At 68.2% G+C, this 18,022-nt stretch carries 21 protein-coding genes and 1 tRNA gene; 8 read left to right on the top strand and 14 right to left on the bottom strand.

All coding sequences use genetic code 11. From position 1 onward, the window contains the following. Positions 1-271, bottom strand: a 271-nt coding sequence (locus ACWDXC_RS45055; RefSeq protein WP_449993197.1) for a hypothetical protein, incomplete at its 3' end; no start/stop codon positions are given. A gap of 446 nt (positions 272-717) precedes the next feature. On the opposite strand from ACWDXC_RS45055, the gene ACWDXC_RS45050 reads away from it, so the two are divergent. Continuing rightward, positions 718-1,131 carry a DUF4279 domain-containing protein gene (locus ACWDXC_RS45050; protein ID WP_449993195.1) on the top strand — a complete coding sequence of 138 codons (414 nt, stop codon included), beginning with the start codon at positions 718-720 and terminating at the stop codon, positions 1,129-1,131. A gap of 960 nt (positions 1,132-2,091) precedes the next feature. Further along, complete coding sequence (locus ACWDXC_RS45045) at positions 2,092-2,466, top strand: hypothetical protein (protein ID WP_449993194.1); 375 nt, start codon at positions 2,092-2,094, stop codon at positions 2,464-2,466. Between the two features lie 459 nt (positions 2,467-2,925). Here the strand turns inward: ACWDXC_RS45045 and ACWDXC_RS45040 are convergent, their stop codons facing one another. Together ACWDXC_RS45040 and ACWDXC_RS45035 are read right to left on the bottom strand one after the other, a co-directional pair. Next, a complete protein-coding gene (locus ACWDXC_RS45040; protein ID WP_449993192.1) occupies positions 2,926-4,143 on the bottom strand; it encodes a barstar family protein in 1,218 nt (405 codons plus the stop codon). A 640-nt stretch (positions 4,144-4,783) separates the two neighbouring features. Further along, a complete protein-coding gene (locus ACWDXC_RS45035; protein WP_449993190.1) occupies positions 4,784-5,395 on the bottom strand; it encodes a hypothetical protein in 612 nt (203 codons plus the stop codon). A 357-nt stretch (positions 5,396-5,752) separates the two neighbouring features. On the opposite strand from ACWDXC_RS45035, the gene ACWDXC_RS45030 reads away from it, so the two are divergent. Continuing rightward, positions 5,753-5,983: a hypothetical protein gene (locus ACWDXC_RS45030; protein WP_449993188.1), complete on the top strand. Its 231-nt coding sequence runs from the start codon at positions 5,753-5,755 to the stop codon at positions 5,981-5,983. 650 nt (positions 5,984-6,633) lie between these two features. Then, on the top strand, positions 6,634-6,792 hold the full coding sequence (locus ACWDXC_RS45025) for a hypothetical protein (RefSeq protein ID WP_449993186.1): 159 nt from the start codon (positions 6,634-6,636) through the stop codon (positions 6,790-6,792). A 61-nt stretch (positions 6,793-6,853) separates the two neighbouring features. Here ACWDXC_RS45025 and ACWDXC_RS45020 read toward each other — a convergent pair. The 4 genes from ACWDXC_RS45020 to ACWDXC_RS45005 form a co-directional block, all read right to left on the bottom strand. After that, a tRNA-Thr gene (locus ACWDXC_RS45020) sits at positions 6,854-6,926 on the bottom strand. Positions 6,927-6,947: 21 nt separating this feature from the next. Beyond that, the gene (gene rlmB, locus ACWDXC_RS45015) at positions 6,948-7,913 is read right to left on the bottom strand and encodes a 23S rRNA (guanosine(2251)-2'-O)-methyltransferase RlmB (protein ID WP_449993184.1); all 966 of its coding nucleotides are present in this window, start codon (positions 7,911-7,913) and stop codon (positions 6,948-6,950) included. 18 nt (positions 7,914-7,931) lie between these two features. Beyond that, the gene (gene cysS / locus ACWDXC_RS45010; protein ID WP_357592760.1) at positions 7,932-9,329 is read right to left on the bottom strand and encodes a cysteine--tRNA ligase; all 1,398 of its coding nucleotides are present in this window, start codon (positions 9,327-9,329) and stop codon (positions 7,932-7,934) included. A gap of 21 nt (positions 9,330-9,350) precedes the next feature. Continuing rightward, complete coding sequence (locus ACWDXC_RS45005; RefSeq protein ID WP_219515679.1) at positions 9,351-9,737, bottom strand: PPOX class F420-dependent oxidoreductase; 387 nt, start codon at positions 9,735-9,737, stop codon at positions 9,351-9,353. Positions 9,738-9,791: 54 nt separating this feature from the next. Between ACWDXC_RS45005 and ACWDXC_RS45000 the strand changes: the two genes are divergently transcribed. Beyond that, positions 9,792-10,838, top strand: a complete 1,047-nt coding sequence (locus tag ACWDXC_RS45000) for a DUF2637 domain-containing protein (RefSeq protein WP_449993181.1) — start codon at positions 9,792-9,794, stop codon at positions 10,836-10,838. A gap of 55 nt (positions 10,839-10,893) precedes the next feature. On the opposite strand, the gene ACWDXC_RS44995 is transcribed toward ACWDXC_RS45000, so the two are convergent. The 4 genes from ACWDXC_RS44995 to ACWDXC_RS44980 all read right to left on the bottom strand — a co-directional run bounded on the left by ACWDXC_RS44995 (position 10,894) and on the right by ACWDXC_RS44980 (position 12,675). Then, positions 10,894-11,175 (bottom strand): GlsB/YeaQ/YmgE family stress response membrane protein, encoded by a 282-nt coding sequence (locus ACWDXC_RS44995; protein ID WP_219515705.1) that lies wholly within the window; start codon positions 11,173-11,175, stop codon positions 10,894-10,896. A 96-nt stretch (positions 11,176-11,271) separates the two neighbouring features. Beyond that, on the bottom strand, positions 11,272-11,568 hold the full coding sequence (locus tag ACWDXC_RS44990; RefSeq protein WP_375075163.1) for a GlsB/YeaQ/YmgE family stress response membrane protein: 297 nt from the start codon (positions 11,566-11,568) through the stop codon (positions 11,272-11,274). Positions 11,569-11,713: 145 nt separating this feature from the next. Then, complete coding sequence (ispF, locus tag ACWDXC_RS44985) at positions 11,714-12,175, bottom strand: 2-C-methyl-D-erythritol 2,4-cyclodiphosphate synthase (RefSeq protein WP_449993178.1); 462 nt, start codon at positions 12,173-12,175, stop codon at positions 11,714-11,716. A gap of 17 nt (positions 12,176-12,192) precedes the next feature. Further along, on the bottom strand, positions 12,193-12,675 hold the full coding sequence (locus tag ACWDXC_RS44980) for a CarD family transcriptional regulator (RefSeq protein WP_043624891.1): 483 nt from the start codon (positions 12,673-12,675) through the stop codon (positions 12,193-12,195). A gap of 241 nt (positions 12,676-12,916) precedes the next feature. Between ACWDXC_RS44980 and ACWDXC_RS44975 the strand changes: the two genes are divergently transcribed. After that, the gene (locus ACWDXC_RS44975; RefSeq protein WP_449993176.1) at positions 12,917-13,495 is read left to right on the top strand and encodes a copper chaperone PCu(A)C; all 579 of its coding nucleotides are present in this window, start codon (positions 12,917-12,919) and stop codon (positions 13,493-13,495) included. 90 nt (positions 13,496-13,585) lie between these two features. Here the strand turns inward: ACWDXC_RS44975 and ACWDXC_RS44970 are convergent, their stop codons facing one another. Both ACWDXC_RS44970 and ACWDXC_RS44965 read right to left on the bottom strand, forming a co-directional pair. Further along, positions 13,586-14,278, bottom strand: coding sequence for a response regulator transcription factor (locus ACWDXC_RS44970; RefSeq protein WP_357592766.1), 693 nt, complete (start codon positions 14,276-14,278; stop codon positions 13,586-13,588). Beyond that, positions 14,275-15,444, bottom strand: coding sequence for a sensor histidine kinase (locus tag ACWDXC_RS44965; RefSeq protein ID WP_219515870.1), 1,170 nt, complete (start codon positions 15,442-15,444; stop codon positions 14,275-14,277). Before ACWDXC_RS44965 ends, ACWDXC_RS44970 begins: the two co-directional genes overlap by 4 nt. Before the next feature lie 132 nt (positions 15,445-15,576). Here ACWDXC_RS44965 and phoU point away from each other — a divergent pair, with 132 nt between their 5' ends. Continuing rightward, complete coding sequence (gene phoU / locus ACWDXC_RS44960) at positions 15,577-16,221, top strand: phosphate signaling complex protein PhoU (RefSeq protein ID WP_219515778.1); 645 nt, start codon at positions 15,577-15,579, stop codon at positions 16,219-16,221. Here phoU and ACWDXC_RS44955 read toward each other — a convergent pair. Continuing rightward, positions 16,191-16,805, bottom strand: a complete 615-nt coding sequence (locus tag ACWDXC_RS44955) for a TetR family transcriptional regulator (protein WP_219515781.1) — start codon at positions 16,803-16,805, stop codon at positions 16,191-16,193. The genes phoU and ACWDXC_RS44955 overlap by 31 nt on opposite strands. Before the next feature lie 69 nt (positions 16,806-16,874). Between ACWDXC_RS44955 and ACWDXC_RS44950 the strand changes: the two genes are divergently transcribed. After that, a complete protein-coding gene (locus ACWDXC_RS44950; protein ID WP_357592768.1) occupies positions 16,875-17,849 on the top strand; it encodes an SDR family NAD(P)-dependent oxidoreductase in 975 nt (324 codons plus the stop codon). Positions 17,850-18,022: the final 173 nt, after the last annotated feature.

The raw sequence follows: 18,022 nt of genomic DNA, 5'->3' as shown, positions 1-18,022 counted from the left end.
GCTCGGCGGCGCAGCTCGGCGGGGTAGGGAGACTTACCTGGCATGGACTCGATCCTCTCAAGAGATCAAGTCTCCACCGAACCCGGGGCGATTCACTTATCGCCATGCTGAACCGGATCATCCAGATCACCCACAGCGGGAGCCCGAAGAAGAGGCCCACCAGGAACATCTCGAGGACGTACCAGTGGGGGACACTCGCCCAGTACAGAATGACGCCGGCCACGGCGGAGAACACAGTGAGATACAGCCATCCAGGAGGCTTGTTGAACATGCGCCACCTTAACGCCCTAAACATCACCGGCCAGATGCGTCGGTGGATTCCGGCGTAGTGGCCGGCCCGAGAAGGCTGACGCCGCACGGCGATCGGCATGGTCACTCCATCCCCTCGACAAGCTCGGCACGCCAGTGCGGCCACAGGATGACCGGATGGGCACGCGCCGCCGCCGGGATGCGGCGTGGACTGATACATCGGGATATGAGGCAGCCGGACCCCTGCCACACGACGGGGAGCCGTACCCCGACACGAACTCCACCGTGGACGCGCGCGGACGTCGCCGCATCCTGAATGCCCCACTTCGCCAAGCCTGAGGCCCTGCCAAGCGCGCTCGCCGATGCGTTCCATGGCGTGCATGTTCCGATCCATCCCAACGAGCACATCGCCGCCTCCCTTCCAGCCACGCAGACGTCCGCCAAGCCGTGAACCGCTACCGTGTCCGCATGATCGTCGCTCAGCAGGTCTACTTCGTAATTCATTCCGATGAACTGGATCCAAGCCAGATCACCCAGCACGTGGGCGTCGAGCCGACCCGGTCTGAGGCGAAGGAATCACGACGCGGCACGAAGAGCGGACGCCTGATACCGCCACGACACGAATGGATTCTCGACTCCGGCCTTGCAGAGACCACCTCACTCGATGAGCAGGTGGACGCCGTGATGAATCAGTTAGCCGGCACCTGGGATCGCATCGGAGAGCTGACCGCTGGTGGCGCAGAGGCCACGCTGGTCATGCTTCGGTCGTTCGAACCAAGAGAGGGCTCCAACCCCCGAGGGCTCGTTCTTGACGAAGAAACCATCAGCTTTCTTCACAGAGCTGGAGCCGCTCTATGGATTGACGAGTACGACCTGTCGTAGGCGGGGCGCTCGCACGATAGCCGGGAGCCTCGGCTACATGACCTGAGCGCTGTACCTCATCGCCATCCACCGTCTTAAGCTGATCAGCCACGCTGCGACTCGGGCGCGTCGCCCATGCTCGCCCAGGGGATACCGCCGCAGTTGCGTCCGAGGTCTTCAACCACGCCAGCATCGCGATCACCAAGGACGTCTACAGGAAGGTGACCGGCGCGCTGCGACCGAGGCCATCTCCAGCACTTTCCAGAGGAAGCACTCCCGGTGGTCCCGAAAACGCAGACAAGACTTGAAGAGCACAGAAGCCAAAAGGCAGAGCCGACGAGAGGAGGCTCCCGAATCCAGATCGATGCCACTTCCTCCACCAGCCCGTGCTCGGTGGCGGTAGCCCGCTGGGGAACTCGCCTGCAACACGTAGCGAGCACGCGCAGGGATGGCGTTCGGCTACGACAATCATGTCTAGGTCGTCCCGATTCCTCAGGATCTTATCGATCCACTCGTCCCCGGTGCGGATCTGGTGGAATCGGAACACGCCGCAGGTGTCGTTCGCGCTGATGACGCATCGGACGGGAACCGGCTCAGTCAATGCTCGGATGAGAGCGAACACGCCGTCGGCTACGACAAGGCCGAGTCGGAGCGCCAGGGCCTGATCTTCGCGGCTGATCTGGGACTGTCCATCGAAGCTCTCCACCTGTATCGGCGCGTAGCCCCCCAGGACCTGCCGCAGTGCAGATCAGCGTGACAGCCACCCTGTCCGCGTCTCCCGCGGCTCTCCCTCATTGACCGCCCTGACAGGCAACACATCGGGTACGCCTGCCAGGCGCCGATGGCTGCAGTTCGTGACCGTTCCTATCGACGCCATGCTCCTGACCTGCGGCTCCAACTTATCAGGCAGCCTCAAACCAGCGAGATCATTGCACATATATTGCACGGTCCCCCGGACGCCACCATGAGACGCTGAACCCTGTGGAGCAACCCGCTGAGGCAGTCTTCCCTACGGACAAGCTAAGCGCGCTTCGCCTTGGCAGATCCCTCGTCGCCGAAGTCGAGGCGAGCGAGCCGCAGTACCGGGCATGGATCGAGATCCGCCCCCTGCAAACTGATGCCGACGATGCCGCCCAGCGACAGGGCTGGACCCGTAACGACGAGAGACGCAGCTTCCAGCTCACACACTGCGAATACGTCACCGAGCACCTCGGCGGCTGGGACTACGACATCGGAAGCAACGAAATCAAGCGCACCCTCGCCACCGACGAGGCCGCCCTTCTCACCCTGCTCCAGGATTGGGGGGTAGCGCCCGATCGGTTCGCCTATCCCTGGGACACCGACTTCCCTGCCTAGCGGACCCTTCCGAGGTGGAGCCTACGGCCGTCGGATTGGAAGCGGATCGCTTTCATTGCGCACCGCTCGATCGCTGAGCCGCGAACGCTCGCATTGTCGTGGCTTCTACCTACTTGATCATTGCGTACGTGTTCCGGGTCTTGCTGTGGTGGCGTGTCATGTTGTGGATGTGGCCAGCGCTTCCGTACGTGGGGTTCTAGCCGTAAAGCTGGATTGTCCATGGCTGGTGCTCATCTACGGGGGTCCCTGGACGGTCGAGTCCCGAGACACCCGGCGTCAAGCTGGCCACCCACAACGCTCCGGACCGGCTCAATACCGGCCTTACCAATAGCGATCAAGGCCCTGAGCTTGTCATTCAAGCACGTATGCCTTGGTTGGCACTCACGGTTATCTATCGCGCATAGCTGGCTGCAGTGGTGACGCCATGCCGATTTGTCAGAGGTGAGTCGAGCCGTGAAGTCAGCGGAACTCGACCTCGACTCTGTGCTCGGAGAAGATCTCCAGAAGGTCGTCCAGTTCGATGCTCGGCCCCCAGTCGCGCAGGCGGTGGTCCGGCCGGTCGTAGCCGGCGACGAGGTGGCGGCGGGCCACATCAGAGTGGTGCCAGATCAGCCGGAACGGGCTGGTGGCACCCCATCCGCCGGCGAGGCAGTCGTCGAGAGCGTTGAGGTCCCAGCCGAAATAGCCGCCGAGGCCGTTGATCGCTTCTCCAATGGCGCAATAGAAGGCGTCGATGTCGGTGACGAAACGACCGTCGAGGTGATAGGTCGTCCCGGCTGGCTTATTCGGCTGTCCGCCCTGAAGAAGGTGCCGACTGACTGCCAGACCAAGCCATTCGCGTTGCAGCAGCCGGTCATAGCGTGTCCACAGGTTGGGCCGGGCCGGACCGCCGTCGTACCACATTTGGAAGATCTCGCGAGCGCCACTGGGTGTCGGCTTCTCGATCCCACCGTCGAGGGTGATGTCCAGCAGCCCATCGCCCAACTTCGACGGGCGGGCGGCGATGACGGTGGCCGACAGCAGCCCGCCCCCGCCGGCGATCCGCCCGTCGTATTGAAGGGCCATGACAGAGGCCGTGATCTTGCTTCCCTCGATGCTCCTCAGCAACGGCGGCGCTTCGGGAAGAAAGCCGATCAGGGTCACGGGCCGGATCGGCGCGGCCGGTCGCTTGCGGAAGACTCCAGCAACATCAAGACACCAGCCGAGCTTCACGTCATCAAGCGCGGCCAGCCGAAACCCCGTCACGTCCGGCTTGTCCTCCGGCAGCCCCGCCCTCGGAAGCAGCCGGACATACCCGCGCAGGTCGAGGTCGACAAGGCCATCCCGTGTCGCCGACGGGCGTCGGCCGATCACGGTGACGTCGATGAGCTCTTCCACGCAGGTACACCCGCGCTCGTCCCATAGGCACCTGTCAGGCCGCTGGCGGTGGATGGGATACAAGGCGATGCTGGGCAGCCACGCCCGCTCGGTCCCCAGATGCCCCAGCGCCTTCAGCAGCGGCCCCGTAGGCTCACAGCCGAGCAGAGTGAAGGTCTCTGGTAGAGGGATGGGCTCGGGGTCTGAGAAGAGCCCGTCGATGTCGTGGCACACGCCCAGCGTGACGTCCGGTTCACCCACCTCGCCGGTGTACTCGTCCAGCAGCAGCCACCGCGCGCCCGGCATAGCAGGAGTTGTCATCGCGACAGACCCTAACCGCTGGCCCTTCTCATTTGCACCGGTTTGCGCTGATGGTGATCTGTCAAGCATGGCGGGCTGTGACGGTGAGGTCACGTCTGGTCGAGCTGACTCTGGCCCCGGAGTATCCGCGCAGGCAGGGGGCGTCATACGACGGGTTGAACCACGGCTGCATCACATCACGCGGCTACGGACGGCCCTGGCCGCCCTGCCGCTATCGCGAGCTGGAAAGGTAACGCAGTTGCTGTACGGCGCTGCGAAATCGAAAGGCCCCTCCCGGATCTCGGAAGGGGCCTTTGAGCTGCAGAGCCGACGAGGGGAATCGAACCCCTGACCCTTCTGTTTACGAGGTCCCCAACCGATCTTCACTGGCGTTCGCAGGCGTCCGCCACCTCGTCTGGCGGCATCCTCACCGTTCGCCTCTGTCCGCCGTAGTTCGTGATCGTCCACTCGGGTGGCTCCCAAAGACCTCGGTGGATCACCTGCTTGCAATGGGTCTAATCTTCGAGTACCACGGCCTCGACCTGGGCGACCGGCAGTCCGCCAGTGACCGTGCCGACCTTTGTTGACCACCCCTAATGGCACGCTAATGACACGGCGATCACGTGTGTGGTCACGAGGTCTGTTCTGCCGGACCCCTGTTCTACGGTGTGAGGTAACCGTATTTTTCGAGGGTCGAACCGAGCGAGCGTGAGCCTGCCGGCGTCTCCTGCACCAGCGGATGTGGTGAGGTGACGCCAGTGTGTACGGATCGCATCCATTCGTCGTCGACCACAGCCTGGCATAGCGCTTCGGCGGTGATGAGCGTGGCGAGACCACAACTGTTCTCCCAGGTCTCCCGACCCGCTGGGCTGGCAGCGATCCATTGCTCGACACTGGCGAGATCAGGAACTGGATACCAGTCCCAATCCAGCATGTCAAACTTGACCACCAGGCCGCTTTCCGTTCGATAAGAGACCAAGGCCGGGGCGTCATCGATCCATACAGCGCTCAGGCAGGGGCCATACTGCGCCAGAATGGGAAGAGCACCCTCGGTGACAGAATCGACGCGGTAGTCCATGATGACGGTGCCACTGCCGAGGCGCCCGATGAACATGTCCACGTCGTCTGCGTTGAAGCGTGCCGGCTGAGCGCTCTCGGGTGAGATGTCGTACGCAGCCAGGACGTCGTCAATTTCGGTGGCGGAACACCATGTCAAGTCGACGACCAGCCGGGTTTGCAGGCGAAACCACTCGCTGTAGGTTGAGTCGATCACGGACGTTTCCTCTCAGCTGACACCGCCATGGGCCACGCTTAATGATCTTCGCGCATCCGCGTGCCGTCCGCCGCCAAACCGCGATCAGTCACGTTGCTCGGTGAGCCAGAGTGAGGAACGAACCCTGGATCGTCGATCGCCCCCAGCCATCTATGGCGACCGGCCATGCAGTGGCGATCGTAGGGCTGCAGCTGTGCGGCGGCGTGGCAACCTGGGTCGGTGCGTTCGGTTGGTGCGGCGGGGGCGGCGTGCGGTGCCCGGCCCGGTGTGCCGCCTCCGTCCGGGACCGGCCTCCAGGCCGCACGCCCGGACGGCGGGCGTAGGTGACGCCGGTCTGGATGTCGCCGATCTGGAACTGTGCTGGGCGATGTCGGCGTAGATGACGGCGATGCGTTTGTGGTCGCCGTCGCCGTAGCCGTCAACGGAGGTGAGGGCCTGTTGCCCGGCTGCGGTCACCTGCCGTTCGTCGCCCAGTCGTACATGAACGGAGAGCTGGAAGGCGGCCATGCGGCCGGTGTCCAGAAAGCGGGTCCAGGCGCGTTCGCGGTGGGGGCGGGCGTGGTCGAAGGCTTCTTCCGCCTGTCGTAGCCGTTCGGCTGCTTGCCGATCTCCCAGGCCGGCGAGGTGTTCGGCTTCCAGGCAGAGCAGCCATGCCCGTGTGGCGTCGTCGCCCTGGGCTGGTAGGTACTGCTGCGCCCGTCGTACCGTTTCCAGGGGCGGCTCGTCCCTCCAAGGCGTACGAGCGGTAGGCGTGGGTGCATGCCTGGATGATCGGGTGCCCGCTCTCCTGGGCCGCGAGCGCTGAAACCCGGTCGAATGCTGCCCACTATGCGGGCCGCTTGAGATCCCCGGCCAACCACGAGGCCGGCGCCGCCGCCTCCCCGGCCGTGGCGGCGAGCCGCCTGCGGAACCGCTCGGGCGCGCCATGAAGAAGGGTGCAGCAGCCGATCATCGTATGGGCGTCCTCGTCCTCCTGGCCCTCGTCTTCGGACTGCGTCGCGGCGAGGCACTCGGACTCATGTGGAACGCCTTCGACCCGGACGCCCGCACCCTCCGCGTCACCCACTCCGTCAAGCGACTCAAGAACCGCGACCCGAACACCACGACCAGGACCCGCATCGTGATCAGTGAGCTCAAGACCAAGCGGTCACGCCGTATCCTCTGCCGCACTCCCGAGCTGATCGACGCGATCAAACGGCACAAGGCCACGCACAGCCTGGAACGTCTCAAGGCATGTCGTGTCCGAAGTCCTTGGCCACGCCAGCATCTCGATCACGAAGGACGTCTACGGCCACCTGCTGGAGGGCGACCGGCGCGCGGCCACGGAGGCCATCTCCAGCACTCTCCTGGGCGGGCGGGCCCCGGTGGCTCCCAAGGGCGCCGAAGACACCGGTTGAAGGTCGGAATGCAGAAGGCCCCTGACGGCGTAACGCCTGCTCAGGGGCCTTTCGCTTGCAGAGCCGACGAGGGGAATCGAACCCCTGACCTTCTGTTTACAAGACAGATGCTCTGCCGATTGAGCTACGTCGGCACGGCCTACCAGTGTAGACGCTCAACCACGTCGGTGACGAGCGACCTCGTACAACGTCACTCCCGCGGCCACTCCCGCGTTGAGCGACTCCGCTGCGGCTGCCATCGGGATGCGGGCCACCACGTCGCACTGTTCGCGTACGAGCCGGGACAGGCCCTTGCCTTCGGAGCCGACGACGACGACCAGTGGCTCGCCGAGCAGGTCGACGTCGCCGATGTCGACGCGGCCCTCGCCGTCGAGGCCGATGACGAAGAGGCCGGCCTCGCGGTATTCGCGCAGGGCGGCCGTCAGGTTGGAGGCGCGGGCGACGCGGAGGTTGGCGAGGGTGCCGGCCGAGGTCTTCCAGGCGCCGCCGGTGACGCCGGCCGAGCGGCGTGAGGGGACGAGCAGGCCGTGGGCGCCGAAGGCCGTCGCGGAGCGGGCGATGGCGCCCAGGTTGCGCGGGTCGGTGACGCCGTCGAGGGCCACGATGAGGGGCGTCTCGGCGGCGTCGTGGGCCAGCTCGACGAGCTCCGACGGGTGGGCGTAGTCGTAGGCGGGGATCTGGAGCGCGACGCCCTGGTGGACGGCGCCTTCGGTCAGCCTGTCGAGCTTGTCGCGGGTGACTTCGAGGAGGGCGATGCCGCGCTCTGCCGCGATCTTGATGGAGTCGCGTACGCGGTCGTCGTTGTCGATGCGCTGGGCGACGTAGAGGGCGTTGGCGGGCACGCCCGCCTGCAGCGCCTCAAGGACGGGGTTGCGCCCGCCGATGTGCTCGGGGGCGTCGTCGGAGCGCTTGGCGCGCGGGGCCGGGCGGCGTCCGCCGCCGCCGCCGCGGTCCTCGCGGGCGATGCGCTCGGCCCTGGCCTTGTCCTTGTACCAGTGGCGCATCTCGGCGGGCGGGGTCGCGCCGCGTCCCTCCAGACCGCGCCGTACCTGCCCACCGGTGCCCTTCGAGGGGCCCTTCTTCTTCGCGGGCCTGCCCGACGCCCTGCCACCAGCTGCCATGCGTCCAAGGGTAACGGGTCACGCCTGGTGGCTGAGCTCCCAGCGCGGACCGTGGGGGGTGTCCTCGACGGTGATGCCGGCCGCGGCGAGCTGGTCGCGGATGGCGTCGGCCGCCGGGTAGTCCTTGCGGGCGCGGGCGGCCTTGCGCTGCTCCAGGGCCACCGCGACCAGGGCGTCGACCACCGGCTTGAGGTCGGAGCCGGCCGAGCGCCACTGCGGCGAACGGGGGTCGAGGCCGAGGACGTCGAGCATGTTCTGGGTTTCGGCGAGCAGGCGGGCGACGGCCTCCTTGTCGCCCTTGGCCAGCGCGACGTTGCCCTCGCGGACCACCTCGTGCACGACGGCGAGCGCCTGCGGGGTGCCGAGGTCGTCGTCGAGCGCGTCGGCGAACGCCTGCGGGAGCGGCGCGTCGGCGTCGACGTCGTGGATGACCTCGGCCGCGCGGGTGACGAAGCCCTCGATCCGCTGGTAGGCGGCGGCGGCCTCGCGCAGCGCCTCCTCGGAGTATTCGATGGAGGAGCGGTAGTGCGGCGCGGCCAGGTAGTAGCGCAGCTCGACGGGGCGCACCTTCTGCACCATGTCCGGGATGAGCAGCGAGTTGCCCAGCGACTTGCTCATCTTCTCGGCGCCGATCTTGAGCATGCCGTTGTGCATCCAGTAGCGGGCGAAGCCGTCGCCGGCCGCCTGGGACTGGGCGATCTCGTTCTCGTGGTGCGGGAAGATCAGGTCGATGCCGCCGCCGTGGATGTCGAACGTCGGCCCCAGGTATTTGGTGGCCATCGCGGAGCATTCGAGGTGCCAGCCGGGGCGGCCCGGGCCCCAGGGGGTGGGCCAGGTCGGCTCGCCCGGCTTCTCGCCCTTCCACAGGGCGAAGTCGCGCAGGTCGCCCTTGCACGATTCGTCCTCGGTGTCGGCGGCGGGGCGCATGTTCTCCAGCCGCTGGTTGGAGAGCTTGCCGTAGTCCTCCTCGTAGGAGCGGACGTTGAAGTAGACGTCGCCGCCGGAGGCGTAGGCGTGGCCGCGCTCGATGAGGCGCTCCATCAGCACGATCATCTCGGGCACGTGGCCGGTGGCGCGCGGCTCGACGGTGGGCGGCAGGCAGCCGAGCGTGTCGTAGGCCCAGGTGAAGGCCCGCTGGTTGCGCTCGGCGATGACGAACCAGGGCACCCCTTCCGCGGCCGCCACCCGAATGATCTTGTCGTCGATGTCGGTGACGTTGCGGCAGAAAGTCACGTCATAACCGGAACGTGTCATCCACCGGCGCAGCACGTCGAAGTTCACGCCAGACCGGATATGTCCGATATGCGGCGGAGCTTGCACGGTGGCACCACACAGGTAAATCGACGCCCGGCCGGCTTCGACCGGTACGAATTCGCGGATGGCGCGTGTGGCGGTGTCGTAAAGGTGCAAGCTCACGAAGGCAAGGCTAACGCCTCTTCACCCCCGTAGCGTGACCTTCTCCGGCTTGATACGCACGATCACCCGCTGCGCGCCCGGCTTGTCATGGAACGGCCCGCCCGTGTACTTCTGCGACAGCTCCTGAATGAGCGCGCCCTCCGGGTCGTCCTCCATGGTCACGCGCCCCCGGACCTCCACGTACCGGTACGGGTCGTCGGGGTCGATCACCAGCAGGCTGGTGCGCGGGTCGCGGTCGAAGTTGCGCGGCTTGCGGCGCCCCTTGACGGTCGAGAACAGCACGTCGTCGCCGTCCAGACGCACCCACACCACGGTCGACTGCGGTGAGCCGTCGGGGTTGACGCTGGTCACCGTGGCGAAGTTGGGCGCGTCGAGCAGCTTGCGCGCTTCCTCGGTGAGCTCGGTCATGTCGCTCCTCCAGATCGGTCCGGGCTGTCATTCTTCTGTAGGCTCGAGACCGCCATGGACGTGACTCCCCCCTCTACGCTCCGCCGGCTGGGCATCGCCCTGGCCGGGCTCGCCGTCGCCGCCCTCACCGGGGCCGCCTGCGCGCTCTCGTTCGACGACCTCAGGGCGCTCGCCGTGCGCGGCGAGGCCAGGCCGGATCTGGCCTACCTTTACCCGGCCGGGTTCGCGGCACTCCTGGTGGTCGCGCTGATCGGCGTGCTGCTGCTGCGTTCGGCGCGGACGCTGGTCCGCGTGCAGGCGGCGGTGGTGCTGGTGCTGCTCCTCGCGGCCGCGGCGGCGGCGGACGCCGCGGTGGCGCTGCGGGTGGAGTTCCAGGTCGCGCCGACCGCCGTCGGCGTGGCGATCGCGCCGTGGGTGATGCTGGCCGTCGCGCTGTGGCTGTGGCTGCTGCTGATCAAGCACGTACAGGATCGCCGGACGTCCGGCGGCGACGAGCGGCCGGACGAGGACGACATCGTGCCCTTCCACCGGGCCCCGGAGAACGCTCCCGAGATCACGCCTGAGACCGCCCCGGCCGCTCCCCAGCAGGCTGCCGCGCCGGCGGCCGAGGAGCCGCGGGGCCGGCTGGAGCCCACGCCGGTCGTCGGCCCCACCCCCGCCCCGGAGACCCCGCCCATCTCGGAGCGGGTGACCCACTGGCAAGCTCAGGAGCCCAAGGTCGAGGAGCCCGAGGCCAACGAGCCCGAGCCTCAGGAGCCCGAGGTCCGGCGACCCGTGGAAGCCTCTCCTCCGGAGATCCTGCAGCCGCAGGAGGAGGAGCCGCGGCGTCCGGTGCGCTGGGGCGACCGGGTCAAGCCGACCGACGTGCTGGTCCACCCCAAGGCCGCCGGCAAGGACGCCGACACGCAACCCGTCCCGGTGGTCGCCGACGTCCCCGATCCCGCGCACGGCCCCGAGGCCGCCGACCCGCAGTCGAAGGACGACGAGCGAGACGAGCGCGACGCGCTGGAGGACACCGCCCCGCACCCCGTGGTCACCGAAGTCCAGGCCCAGGCCCCGTCGGGCCGCCTGCGCAGCACCCCGCTCCCGCCCGAGGAGTGAACGGAACGGGCCCGCCCGGCATGACCGGACGGGCCCGCGAGAAACCGTGGCGGCGTCAGATGCTTCGTCCGCTGCCGCTGCCGCGGCGTAGCCCGGCGACCAGGCCGACACCCACGATGGCGAGCACGACCTGCATCACGAGCTCGATCCAGTCGATGCCGGAGGTCGTCTCGACGCCGAGCACCTGAGCGATCAGCGTGCCGACGAGGGCTGCGACGATGCCGACGACGATGGTGAGGATCCACCCGATGGCCTGCCTGCCGGGAAGCAGGAGACGACCGATCGCGCCGATCACGGCGCCGATCACGATGGCGCCAAGGATGGATTGGATTGTCATGTCACAAACCTCCCCGTGAGGGTGAGCCGTTCATCCTCACGGGGTGGTGGCTACCCGTGACGCGACGAATATGCGCGATGGTAAAGAATCGGCAGGTCAGGCGGTTGTGCGGCCTGTTCCGGGGCCGCCGCGCCTGCCGCTGGTCGTCATACGGGCCACGATGGCCACGCCTATCACCGCCAGGGCGAGCTGGAGCAGGTGTTCGATCCAGTCGATGCCCTTGGTGTCGGCCCAGCCGAACATCTGGGCGATCAGGGTGCCGAGCAGGGCCGCCACGATGCCGACGATCAGCGTCAGGCCGATGGACATGTTCTGCCTGCCGGGCACCAGCAGCCGGGCCAGTGCTCCGACGATGGCCCCGATGACTACAGCGGAAACAATCGCGCCGATCATGTGTGACTCCCCCCGAGACGTTCACATGTCTCAAGGGGGCCTACCCGGCAAAAGTGAAGTTACCCCTGAAAGACGGCGGCCCGTACCGCGCCAGTGACGGGCCGCCGTCGCCCATGGACACCCCGGCAGAGAGGACGCGCGAGTCTCAGGAACGGTTGACGACGAGCGCCGTCGCGACGGCCGCGACGCCTTCGCCGCGCCCGGTGAGCCCGAGCCCGTCCGTGGTGGTCGCGCTGAGGCTCACAGGGGCCCCCAGAGCGGCGCTGAGGGCCTTCTCGGCCTCCTGGCGCCGGGGGGCGAGTTTGGGGCGGTTACCGATCACCTGGACGGCCACGTTGCCGATCTCGAACCCGGCGGCGCGCACCTGGCGCGCGGTCTCCTCCAGGAGGGCGGCGCCGGACGCGCCGGCCCAGCGCGGGTCGGCGGTGCCGAACAGCCCGCCGAGGTCGCCGAGCCCGGCCGCCGACAGCAGGGCGTCGCAGGCCGCGTGGGCGGCGGCGTCGCCGTCGGAATGGCCGGACAGCCCCGTCTCGCCCGGCCAGTGGAGGCCGGCGAGATGGAGCTCCCGGCCGGATGCGAACGGGTGGACGTCGACACCGACGCCCACCCGTGGAATGTTCGTGTTCAGGAGTTGAGAACCTCGTCGAGCAGGGCTTCCGCCTTGTCCTCGTTGGTCTTCTCCGCGAGCGCGAGCTCGCTGACCAGGATCTGGCGAGCCTTCGCGAGCATGCGCTTCTCCCCCGCGGACAGGCCGCGCTCGCGGTCCCTCCGCCACAGGTCGCGAACGACTTCGGCGACCTTGTTCACATCGCCGGAAGCGAGCTTCTCAAGATTGGCCTTGTAACGGCGAGACCAGTTGGTCGGCTCTTCCGTGTGCGGCATCCGCAGGACGTCGAAAACCCGCTCAAGGCCTTCCTGACCGACAACATCGCGCACACCGACGAGTTCTGCGTTTTCGGCTGGCACCTGGACGGTAAGGTCGCCCTTGTCGACCTTGAGCACCAGGTAGGTCTTTTCCTCACCCTTGATGGATCGCTTCGTGATTGCTTCGATCCGAGCAGCCCCATGGTGGGGGTAGACGACAGTGTCGCCGACCTGGAAAGTCATGTGACAAGTACCCCTTCCGCTGTACTCCAGGGTACCACGCATCCACAGGCTCCCGGAACAGTGAAATCATCATAACTGCAGGTCAAAGCCGCATATTGGGGGTTGACAAGCGGTCAAGCGTATGAATCGCATATCCGGACATGGCTAATGACCTGCGGGGGTGCGGATATGACCATGGAATCGGATCGATATGGTAGGCGCTGCCCATCCCGCACGCGCGAGACCCAAGGAGAACCCGCCCGTGACCAGCCGTCGCTGGATTGTCGCCGCCGCCGCGTTCCTGGCTGCCCCCGTACTCGCCGGCTGTTCGGTTGGATTCGACGCCAACACCAACAAGCCCTACGCGCCCGTCGAGGGAGCGGCCCTCATCGAGCAGGGCAGCTACGGAAAGCAGACCGTCCACATCCCTCAGGCGTTCATTCTCGGCCCCGACTCCGGCGGCCAGATTCCCTGGCGTGGTTCCGCCCCGGTCTACCTGCACATCCTCAACTCCTCGGGCACCCCTGACAGCCTCCAGGCCGTCAGCGCGGGCAACGCCGCCACGGCCAAGCTCGCCGCCCCCGTGCAGCTCCCGAGCAACCAGCTCGTCGACACGGGCAAGCCGAGCCCCCAGATCATGCTGGAAGGCCTCTCCAGGGCCCTCAGGGGCGGCGAGAGCATCCGCCTGGACCTCCAGTTCGCCAACGCCGGCGTCGTCTCCATGAACGTCCCTGTGGTCACGCGCAGCCGCGAGTTCGCGCAGTATCCGGCCGTCCCCGGCGCCGTCCCCCCGCCGACGCCCACTCCCACCCCGTCGGCGCCCGCGGAAGAGACGCACTAAGACGCACTAAGACGCCTCAAGACACGGCAAAACCTCTGTTTCCCGTACGGGATCCCGTACCGGAAACAGAGGTTTTCGTGTTGTATGCGGCTATTCCTCGACCGCGTCGAACTTGTAGCCGAGGCCGCGCACGGTCAGGATGCAGCGCGGGTTGGACGGGTCGGCCTCGATCTTCGCGCGCAGGCGCTTGACGTGCACGTCGAGGGTCTTGGTGTCGCCCACGTAGTCGGCGCCCCAGACGCGGTCGATGAGCTGGCCGCGGGTGAGCACCCGGCCGGCGTTGCGCAGCAGCACCTCCAGCAGCTCGAACTCCTTGAGCGGAAGCTGCACCTGCTCGCCGCGCACGGCCACGACGTGGCGGTCGACGTCCATCCGGACCGGGCCGACGGCCAGCACCGCGGTCTCCAGCTCCTCCACGACGTCACCCTGACGGCGCAGCACCGCCCGGATGCGGGCGACGAGCTCACGCGAGGAGAACGGCTTCGTCACGTAGTCGTCGGCGCCCAGCTCCAGGCCCACGACCTTGTCGATCTCGCTGTCCTTGGCCGTCAGCATGATGACCGGGACCTTCGAGCGCTGCCGCAGCGAGCGGCACACCTCGGTGCCGGGCAGGCCCGGCAGCATGAGGTCGAGCAGCACCAGGTCGGCGCCGCTGCGGTCGAAGGTGTCGAGCGCCTCGGGCCCGGTCGCCGCGACAGAGACCTCGAACCCCTCCTTGCGCAGCATGTAGGACAGGGCGTCGGAGAAGGACTCCTCGTCCTCCACGACCAAAACTCTGGTCATCTGACCGTCTCCAGGGGAATCGAGGGTGGTGCGGGCAGCGCCGTCCCGCCGAAGGCGGGCAGGCGCAGCGTGAAGGTCGAGCCGGAGCCTTCCTTGCTCCAGACGGAGACCTCGCCGGCGTGCGCGGCGGCTATGTGTTTGACGATGGCCAGGCCCAGGCCGGTGCCGCCGGTCGCCCGGGAGCGGGCGGCGTCGACGCGGAAGAAGCGCTCGAAGATGCGCTCCTGCAGCTCCTCGGAGATGCCGATCCCCTGGTCGCTGACGCTGATCTCGACGCTGTCGCCGGCCGGCCGCGCGCTGATGACCACGCGGGTGTGCTCGGGGCTGTAGACGATCGCGTTGTCGATGAGGTTGCGCAACGCGGTGACCAGCAGCTCGTCGTCGCCCCAGATGCGCAGCCCCTCGGTGCCGCCGGAGACGAGCGTGATGTCCTTGGCCCCGGCCCTGGTGTTGCAGTAGTCGATGGCGTCCTGGACGGCCTCGTCGATGGAGACCTGGCCGGGCGTGGGGATGGCCTCGGCGCCCTGGATCCTGCTCAGCGTGATGAGGTCCTGGACCAGGTAGGTGAGCCTGGCGGCCTCGTGCTGCATGCGGCCGGCGAAGCGGGTGACGGCCTGGGGGTCGTCGGCGGCGTCCTGGATCGTCTCGGCGAGCAGGCTCAGCGCGCCCACGGGGGTCTTCAGCTCGTGGCTGACGTTGGCCACGAAGTCGCGCCGCACGGCCTCGACCCGGCGGGACTCGGTCTGGTCCTCGGCGAGGACTAGCACCTGCCCGTAGGAGCCGAGCGGGGCGACGCGCACCGCGAAGCTGGTGGTCTCCTGCCCGAACTTGTGCCCGGCGACGTCGATCTCGGTCTCCCGGATCTCGCCGTCGCGGCGCACCTGGCGCGCCAGCGCGAGCAGCTCGGCCGCCATCAGCCGGTCGCCCTTGACCAGCCCGAACGCGCGAGCGGCCGAGCTGGCGCGCAGCACCCGGTCCTGGCCGTCGAGCACCACGGCGGACGAGGGCAGCACGGCCAGCACGGAGGCGACGCCCTGCGGCAGCGCACCGGGGTCGTTGTCGGTGGCCGCACCGGCCCGGCTGGGCGCCTCGATCTGATTGCGGTAGAACAGCACCGCGAGAGCCCCCACGACGAAGCCGGCCAGGGCCGCGAAGCTCATGGCCATCTCACTCATGTCTTCGATGGTAGGCGGCGCCACGCCGAGCACACCCCTCTCACCTGCGGATGAACCCGGCTTTCCCGGAAAGTTCATCTCGGCGTAGGAGTTCGTTCATCGACGCCCACATACGGTGACGACATGCGCGACGCGTACCATGAAGAACTTGATTCCCTGACCGACAAGCTGGTCGAGATGACCAGGCTTGTCCGCTCGGCCATTTCCCGGGCCACGACCGCCCTGCTCGACTCCGACCTCCAGCTCGCGGAGAGCGTGATCTCCCGCGACGAGGAGGTGAACGCGATCTTCGCGGACATCGAGGCGTCCATCTTCGACCTGATGGCCAGGCAGCAGCCGGTCGCGGTCGACCTGCGGATGGTCGTCACGGCGCTGCGCATGGGCACCGACCTGGAGCGGATGGGCGACCTCGCGGTGCACGTCGCCAAGGTGGCCCGGCTGCGCCACCCCGACTCGGCCATCCCCGCGGAGATCCGCTCCACGATCGTGGAGATGGGCCAGATCGCCGAGAACCTGGTCACCAAGGCCGGCAGCTGCGTCGCCTCCCGCGACGTCGAGTCGGCCCTGGAGCTGGAGCAGGACGACGACGCGATGGACCGGCTGCACCGGCGGCTGTTCAAGAACATCCTGGGCAAGGACTGGGCCCACGGCGTCGAGCCCGCCATCGACATCACGCTCATCGGCCGTTACTACGAGCGCTACGCCGATCACGCGGTCCGCGTCGCCCGTGACGTCGTCTACCTGGTGACGGGCTCCCGTCCCGGCTGAGCCCCGGCGATCAGCTCCGTGGCGCGGCGCATCGCCGCCCGCACCTCGGCGGGCGCGTCGCCGCGCTCCAGCGCGGCGAGCGTCGCCGCGCTCACCGCCCCCACCGCCGCGCCCACGAGCGCGGCCGCCCCGATCGGGTCGAGTTCGTCCGGGTACGCCTGCCGCAGGGCCTGGGTCAGCTCGTGCTGCGCGGTGACGTAGCGGTGCAGCAGCCGGGCCTGCAACGCCGGGGCGGTGGCCGCCAGCCGGACCCGTAGCTGCGCCAGCCCGCTCGTCAGGTCGGCGTCCCAGGCGTTGCCGATCATCTCCTCCATGGCCCGCGCGACCACGTCGGCGGGCCTTTCGCCTTCCCCGCGCTCGGCGACCACGCGCAGCCCCAGGTCCACCCGCACGTCGGCGTTGGCGAACAGCACGTCCTCCTTGGCCTGGAAGTGCAGGAAGAACGTCCGCGTCGACACCTCGGCCGCCTCGGCGATCTCCGCGACGGTGACCTGCTCGAAGCCCCGCTCCTCGAAGAGCCGGACGGCCGCCTCGACCAGCGCCTGCCGTGTGCGCTGCTTCTTGAGTTCCCGCAATCCCGTCATGCCCGCAAGTTTAGTACATCTGATGTAGTAATACATTGGATGTAGTCACTTGGAGAGAGGCAGGACCCCATGGGCAGTCTTGACGGGCGCGTCGCCCTCATCACCGGAGCGGGCCGCGGCATCGGCCGCGAGGAGGCGCTGTTCTTCGCCGCGGAAGGCGCCAAGGTCGTCGTCAACGACCCCGGCGTCGAGATCGACGGCAGCGGCGGCGACACCGGCGTCGCCGCCAAGGTGGTCGAGGAGATCGTCGCGCGCGGCGGCCAGGCCGTCGCCAGCACCGACAGCGTCGCCGACTGGGAAGGCGCCCGCCGCATGGTCGCCACCGCCGTCGACACCTTCGGCGACCTGCACGTCGTCGTCAACAACGCCGCCGTCGAACGCAACCTCGGCCTGGCCGACCTGGGCGAGGACGAGTTCGACGACGTCGTGGCGGTGAAGCTCAAGGGCACGTTCGCCGTCACCCGCTGGGCGGCCCGCCACTGGCGCGAACGGTACGAGGCCGGCGACCGCGCCGACCGCGCCGTGATCAACACCTCGTCCGGCTCCGGGCTGCTCAACCCGCTGCCCACCCAGGCCTCCTACGCCTCCGCGAACGCCGGTGTGGCCGCCCTCACCACCGTCGCCGCCCTCGAACTCGGCAGGTACGGCGTGCGGGTCAACTGCGTCTCGCCGTCGATGGCCCGTACCAGGCTCACCCTGGAGGTGCCCGGGATGGGCGGCGAGCCGCCCGCCGAGGGCTTCGACCCGCTGCACCCCGCCGCCGTCGCCCCCATCGCCGCCTACCTGGCCTCCGCCGCGTGCCCCCGGACCGGGCAGGTGCTGTCCGTCAGGGGCGGCACGGTCACGGTGAACCAGGGGTGGACGGCCGGGCCTGCGGTGCACAGGGACGGGCCGTGGACCGTCGCCGAGCTGGCCGAGGAGCTGGGGGCGGTGCCCATGGAGGACCCGTACGACCGGCTCGCCGAGGCGCTCGGCGGGGCGCTGGGGGTTTCGGGGCGGGAGCAGTTGCAGGGGATGATCAACGCCCTGCTCGACCGGCGCTGACCGTCCCGCCGGCGGCGCCCGCACCACCGGCGGTCCTTCACCTGCGGAGGGCCTCGCCAGCGGGCGCTGCGCGCCTTGCGGGCTCGGGCCGCGCTTTGCGGGGGCGGAGGACCAGGACATGTGGTGGCTGCCCGGCATCTTCCGCGACGTGACGCTCACCCGCTCGGCCGCCG

The organism is Nonomuraea sp. NPDC003214 (assembly GCF_053590035.1).
The sequence above is the reverse complement of the archived record's forward strand: the minus strand, read 5'-3'. Positions and strand labels throughout refer to the sequence as shown.

Excerpts from the sequence above, each read along its gene's own strand:
- ACWDXC_RS45050 (WP_449993195.1), top strand. The coding sequence starts at position 718 with ATGATCGTCGCTCAGCAGGTCTACTTCGTAATTCATTCCGATGAACTG.
- ACWDXC_RS45040 (WP_449993192.1), bottom strand. The coding sequence starts at position 4,143 with ATGACAACTCCTGCTATGCCGGGCGCGCGGTGGCTGCTGCTGGACGAG.
- rlmB (WP_449993184.1), bottom strand. The coding sequence starts at position 7,913 with ATGGCAGCTGGTGGCAGGGCGTCGGGCAGGCCCGCGAAGAAGAAGGGC.
- ACWDXC_RS45005 (WP_219515679.1), bottom strand. The coding sequence starts at position 9,737 with ATGACCGAGCTCACCGAGGAAGCGCGCAAGCTGCTCGACGCGCCCAAC.
- ACWDXC_RS45000 (WP_449993181.1), top strand. The coding sequence starts at position 9,792 with ATGGACGTGACTCCCCCCTCTACGCTCCGCCGGCTGGGCATCGCCCTG.
- ACWDXC_RS44995 (WP_219515705.1), bottom strand. The coding sequence starts at position 11,175 with ATGACAATCCAATCCATCCTTGGCGCCATCGTGATCGGCGCCGTGATC.
- ACWDXC_RS44990 (WP_375075163.1), bottom strand. The coding sequence starts at position 11,568 with ATGATCGGCGCGATTGTTTCCGCTGTAGTCATCGGGGCCATCGTCGGA.
- ACWDXC_RS44980 (WP_043624891.1), bottom strand. The coding sequence starts at position 12,675 with ATGACTTTCCAGGTCGGCGACACTGTCGTCTACCCCCACCATGGGGCT.
- ACWDXC_RS44970 (WP_357592766.1), bottom strand. The coding sequence starts at position 14,278 with ATGACCAGAGTTTTGGTCGTGGAGGACGAGGAGTCCTTCTCCGACGCC.
- ACWDXC_RS44965 (WP_219515870.1), bottom strand. The coding sequence starts at position 15,444 with ATGGCCATGAGCTTCGCGGCCCTGGCCGGCTTCGTCGTGGGGGCTCTC.
- phoU (WP_219515778.1), top strand. The coding sequence starts at position 15,577 with ATGCGCGACGCGTACCATGAAGAACTTGATTCCCTGACCGACAAGCTG.
- ACWDXC_RS44955 (WP_219515781.1), bottom strand. The coding sequence starts at position 16,805 with ATGACGGGATTGCGGGAACTCAAGAAGCAGCGCACACGGCAGGCGCTG.
- ACWDXC_RS44950 (WP_357592768.1), top strand. The coding sequence starts at position 16,875 with ATGGGCAGTCTTGACGGGCGCGTCGCCCTCATCACCGGAGCGGGCCGC.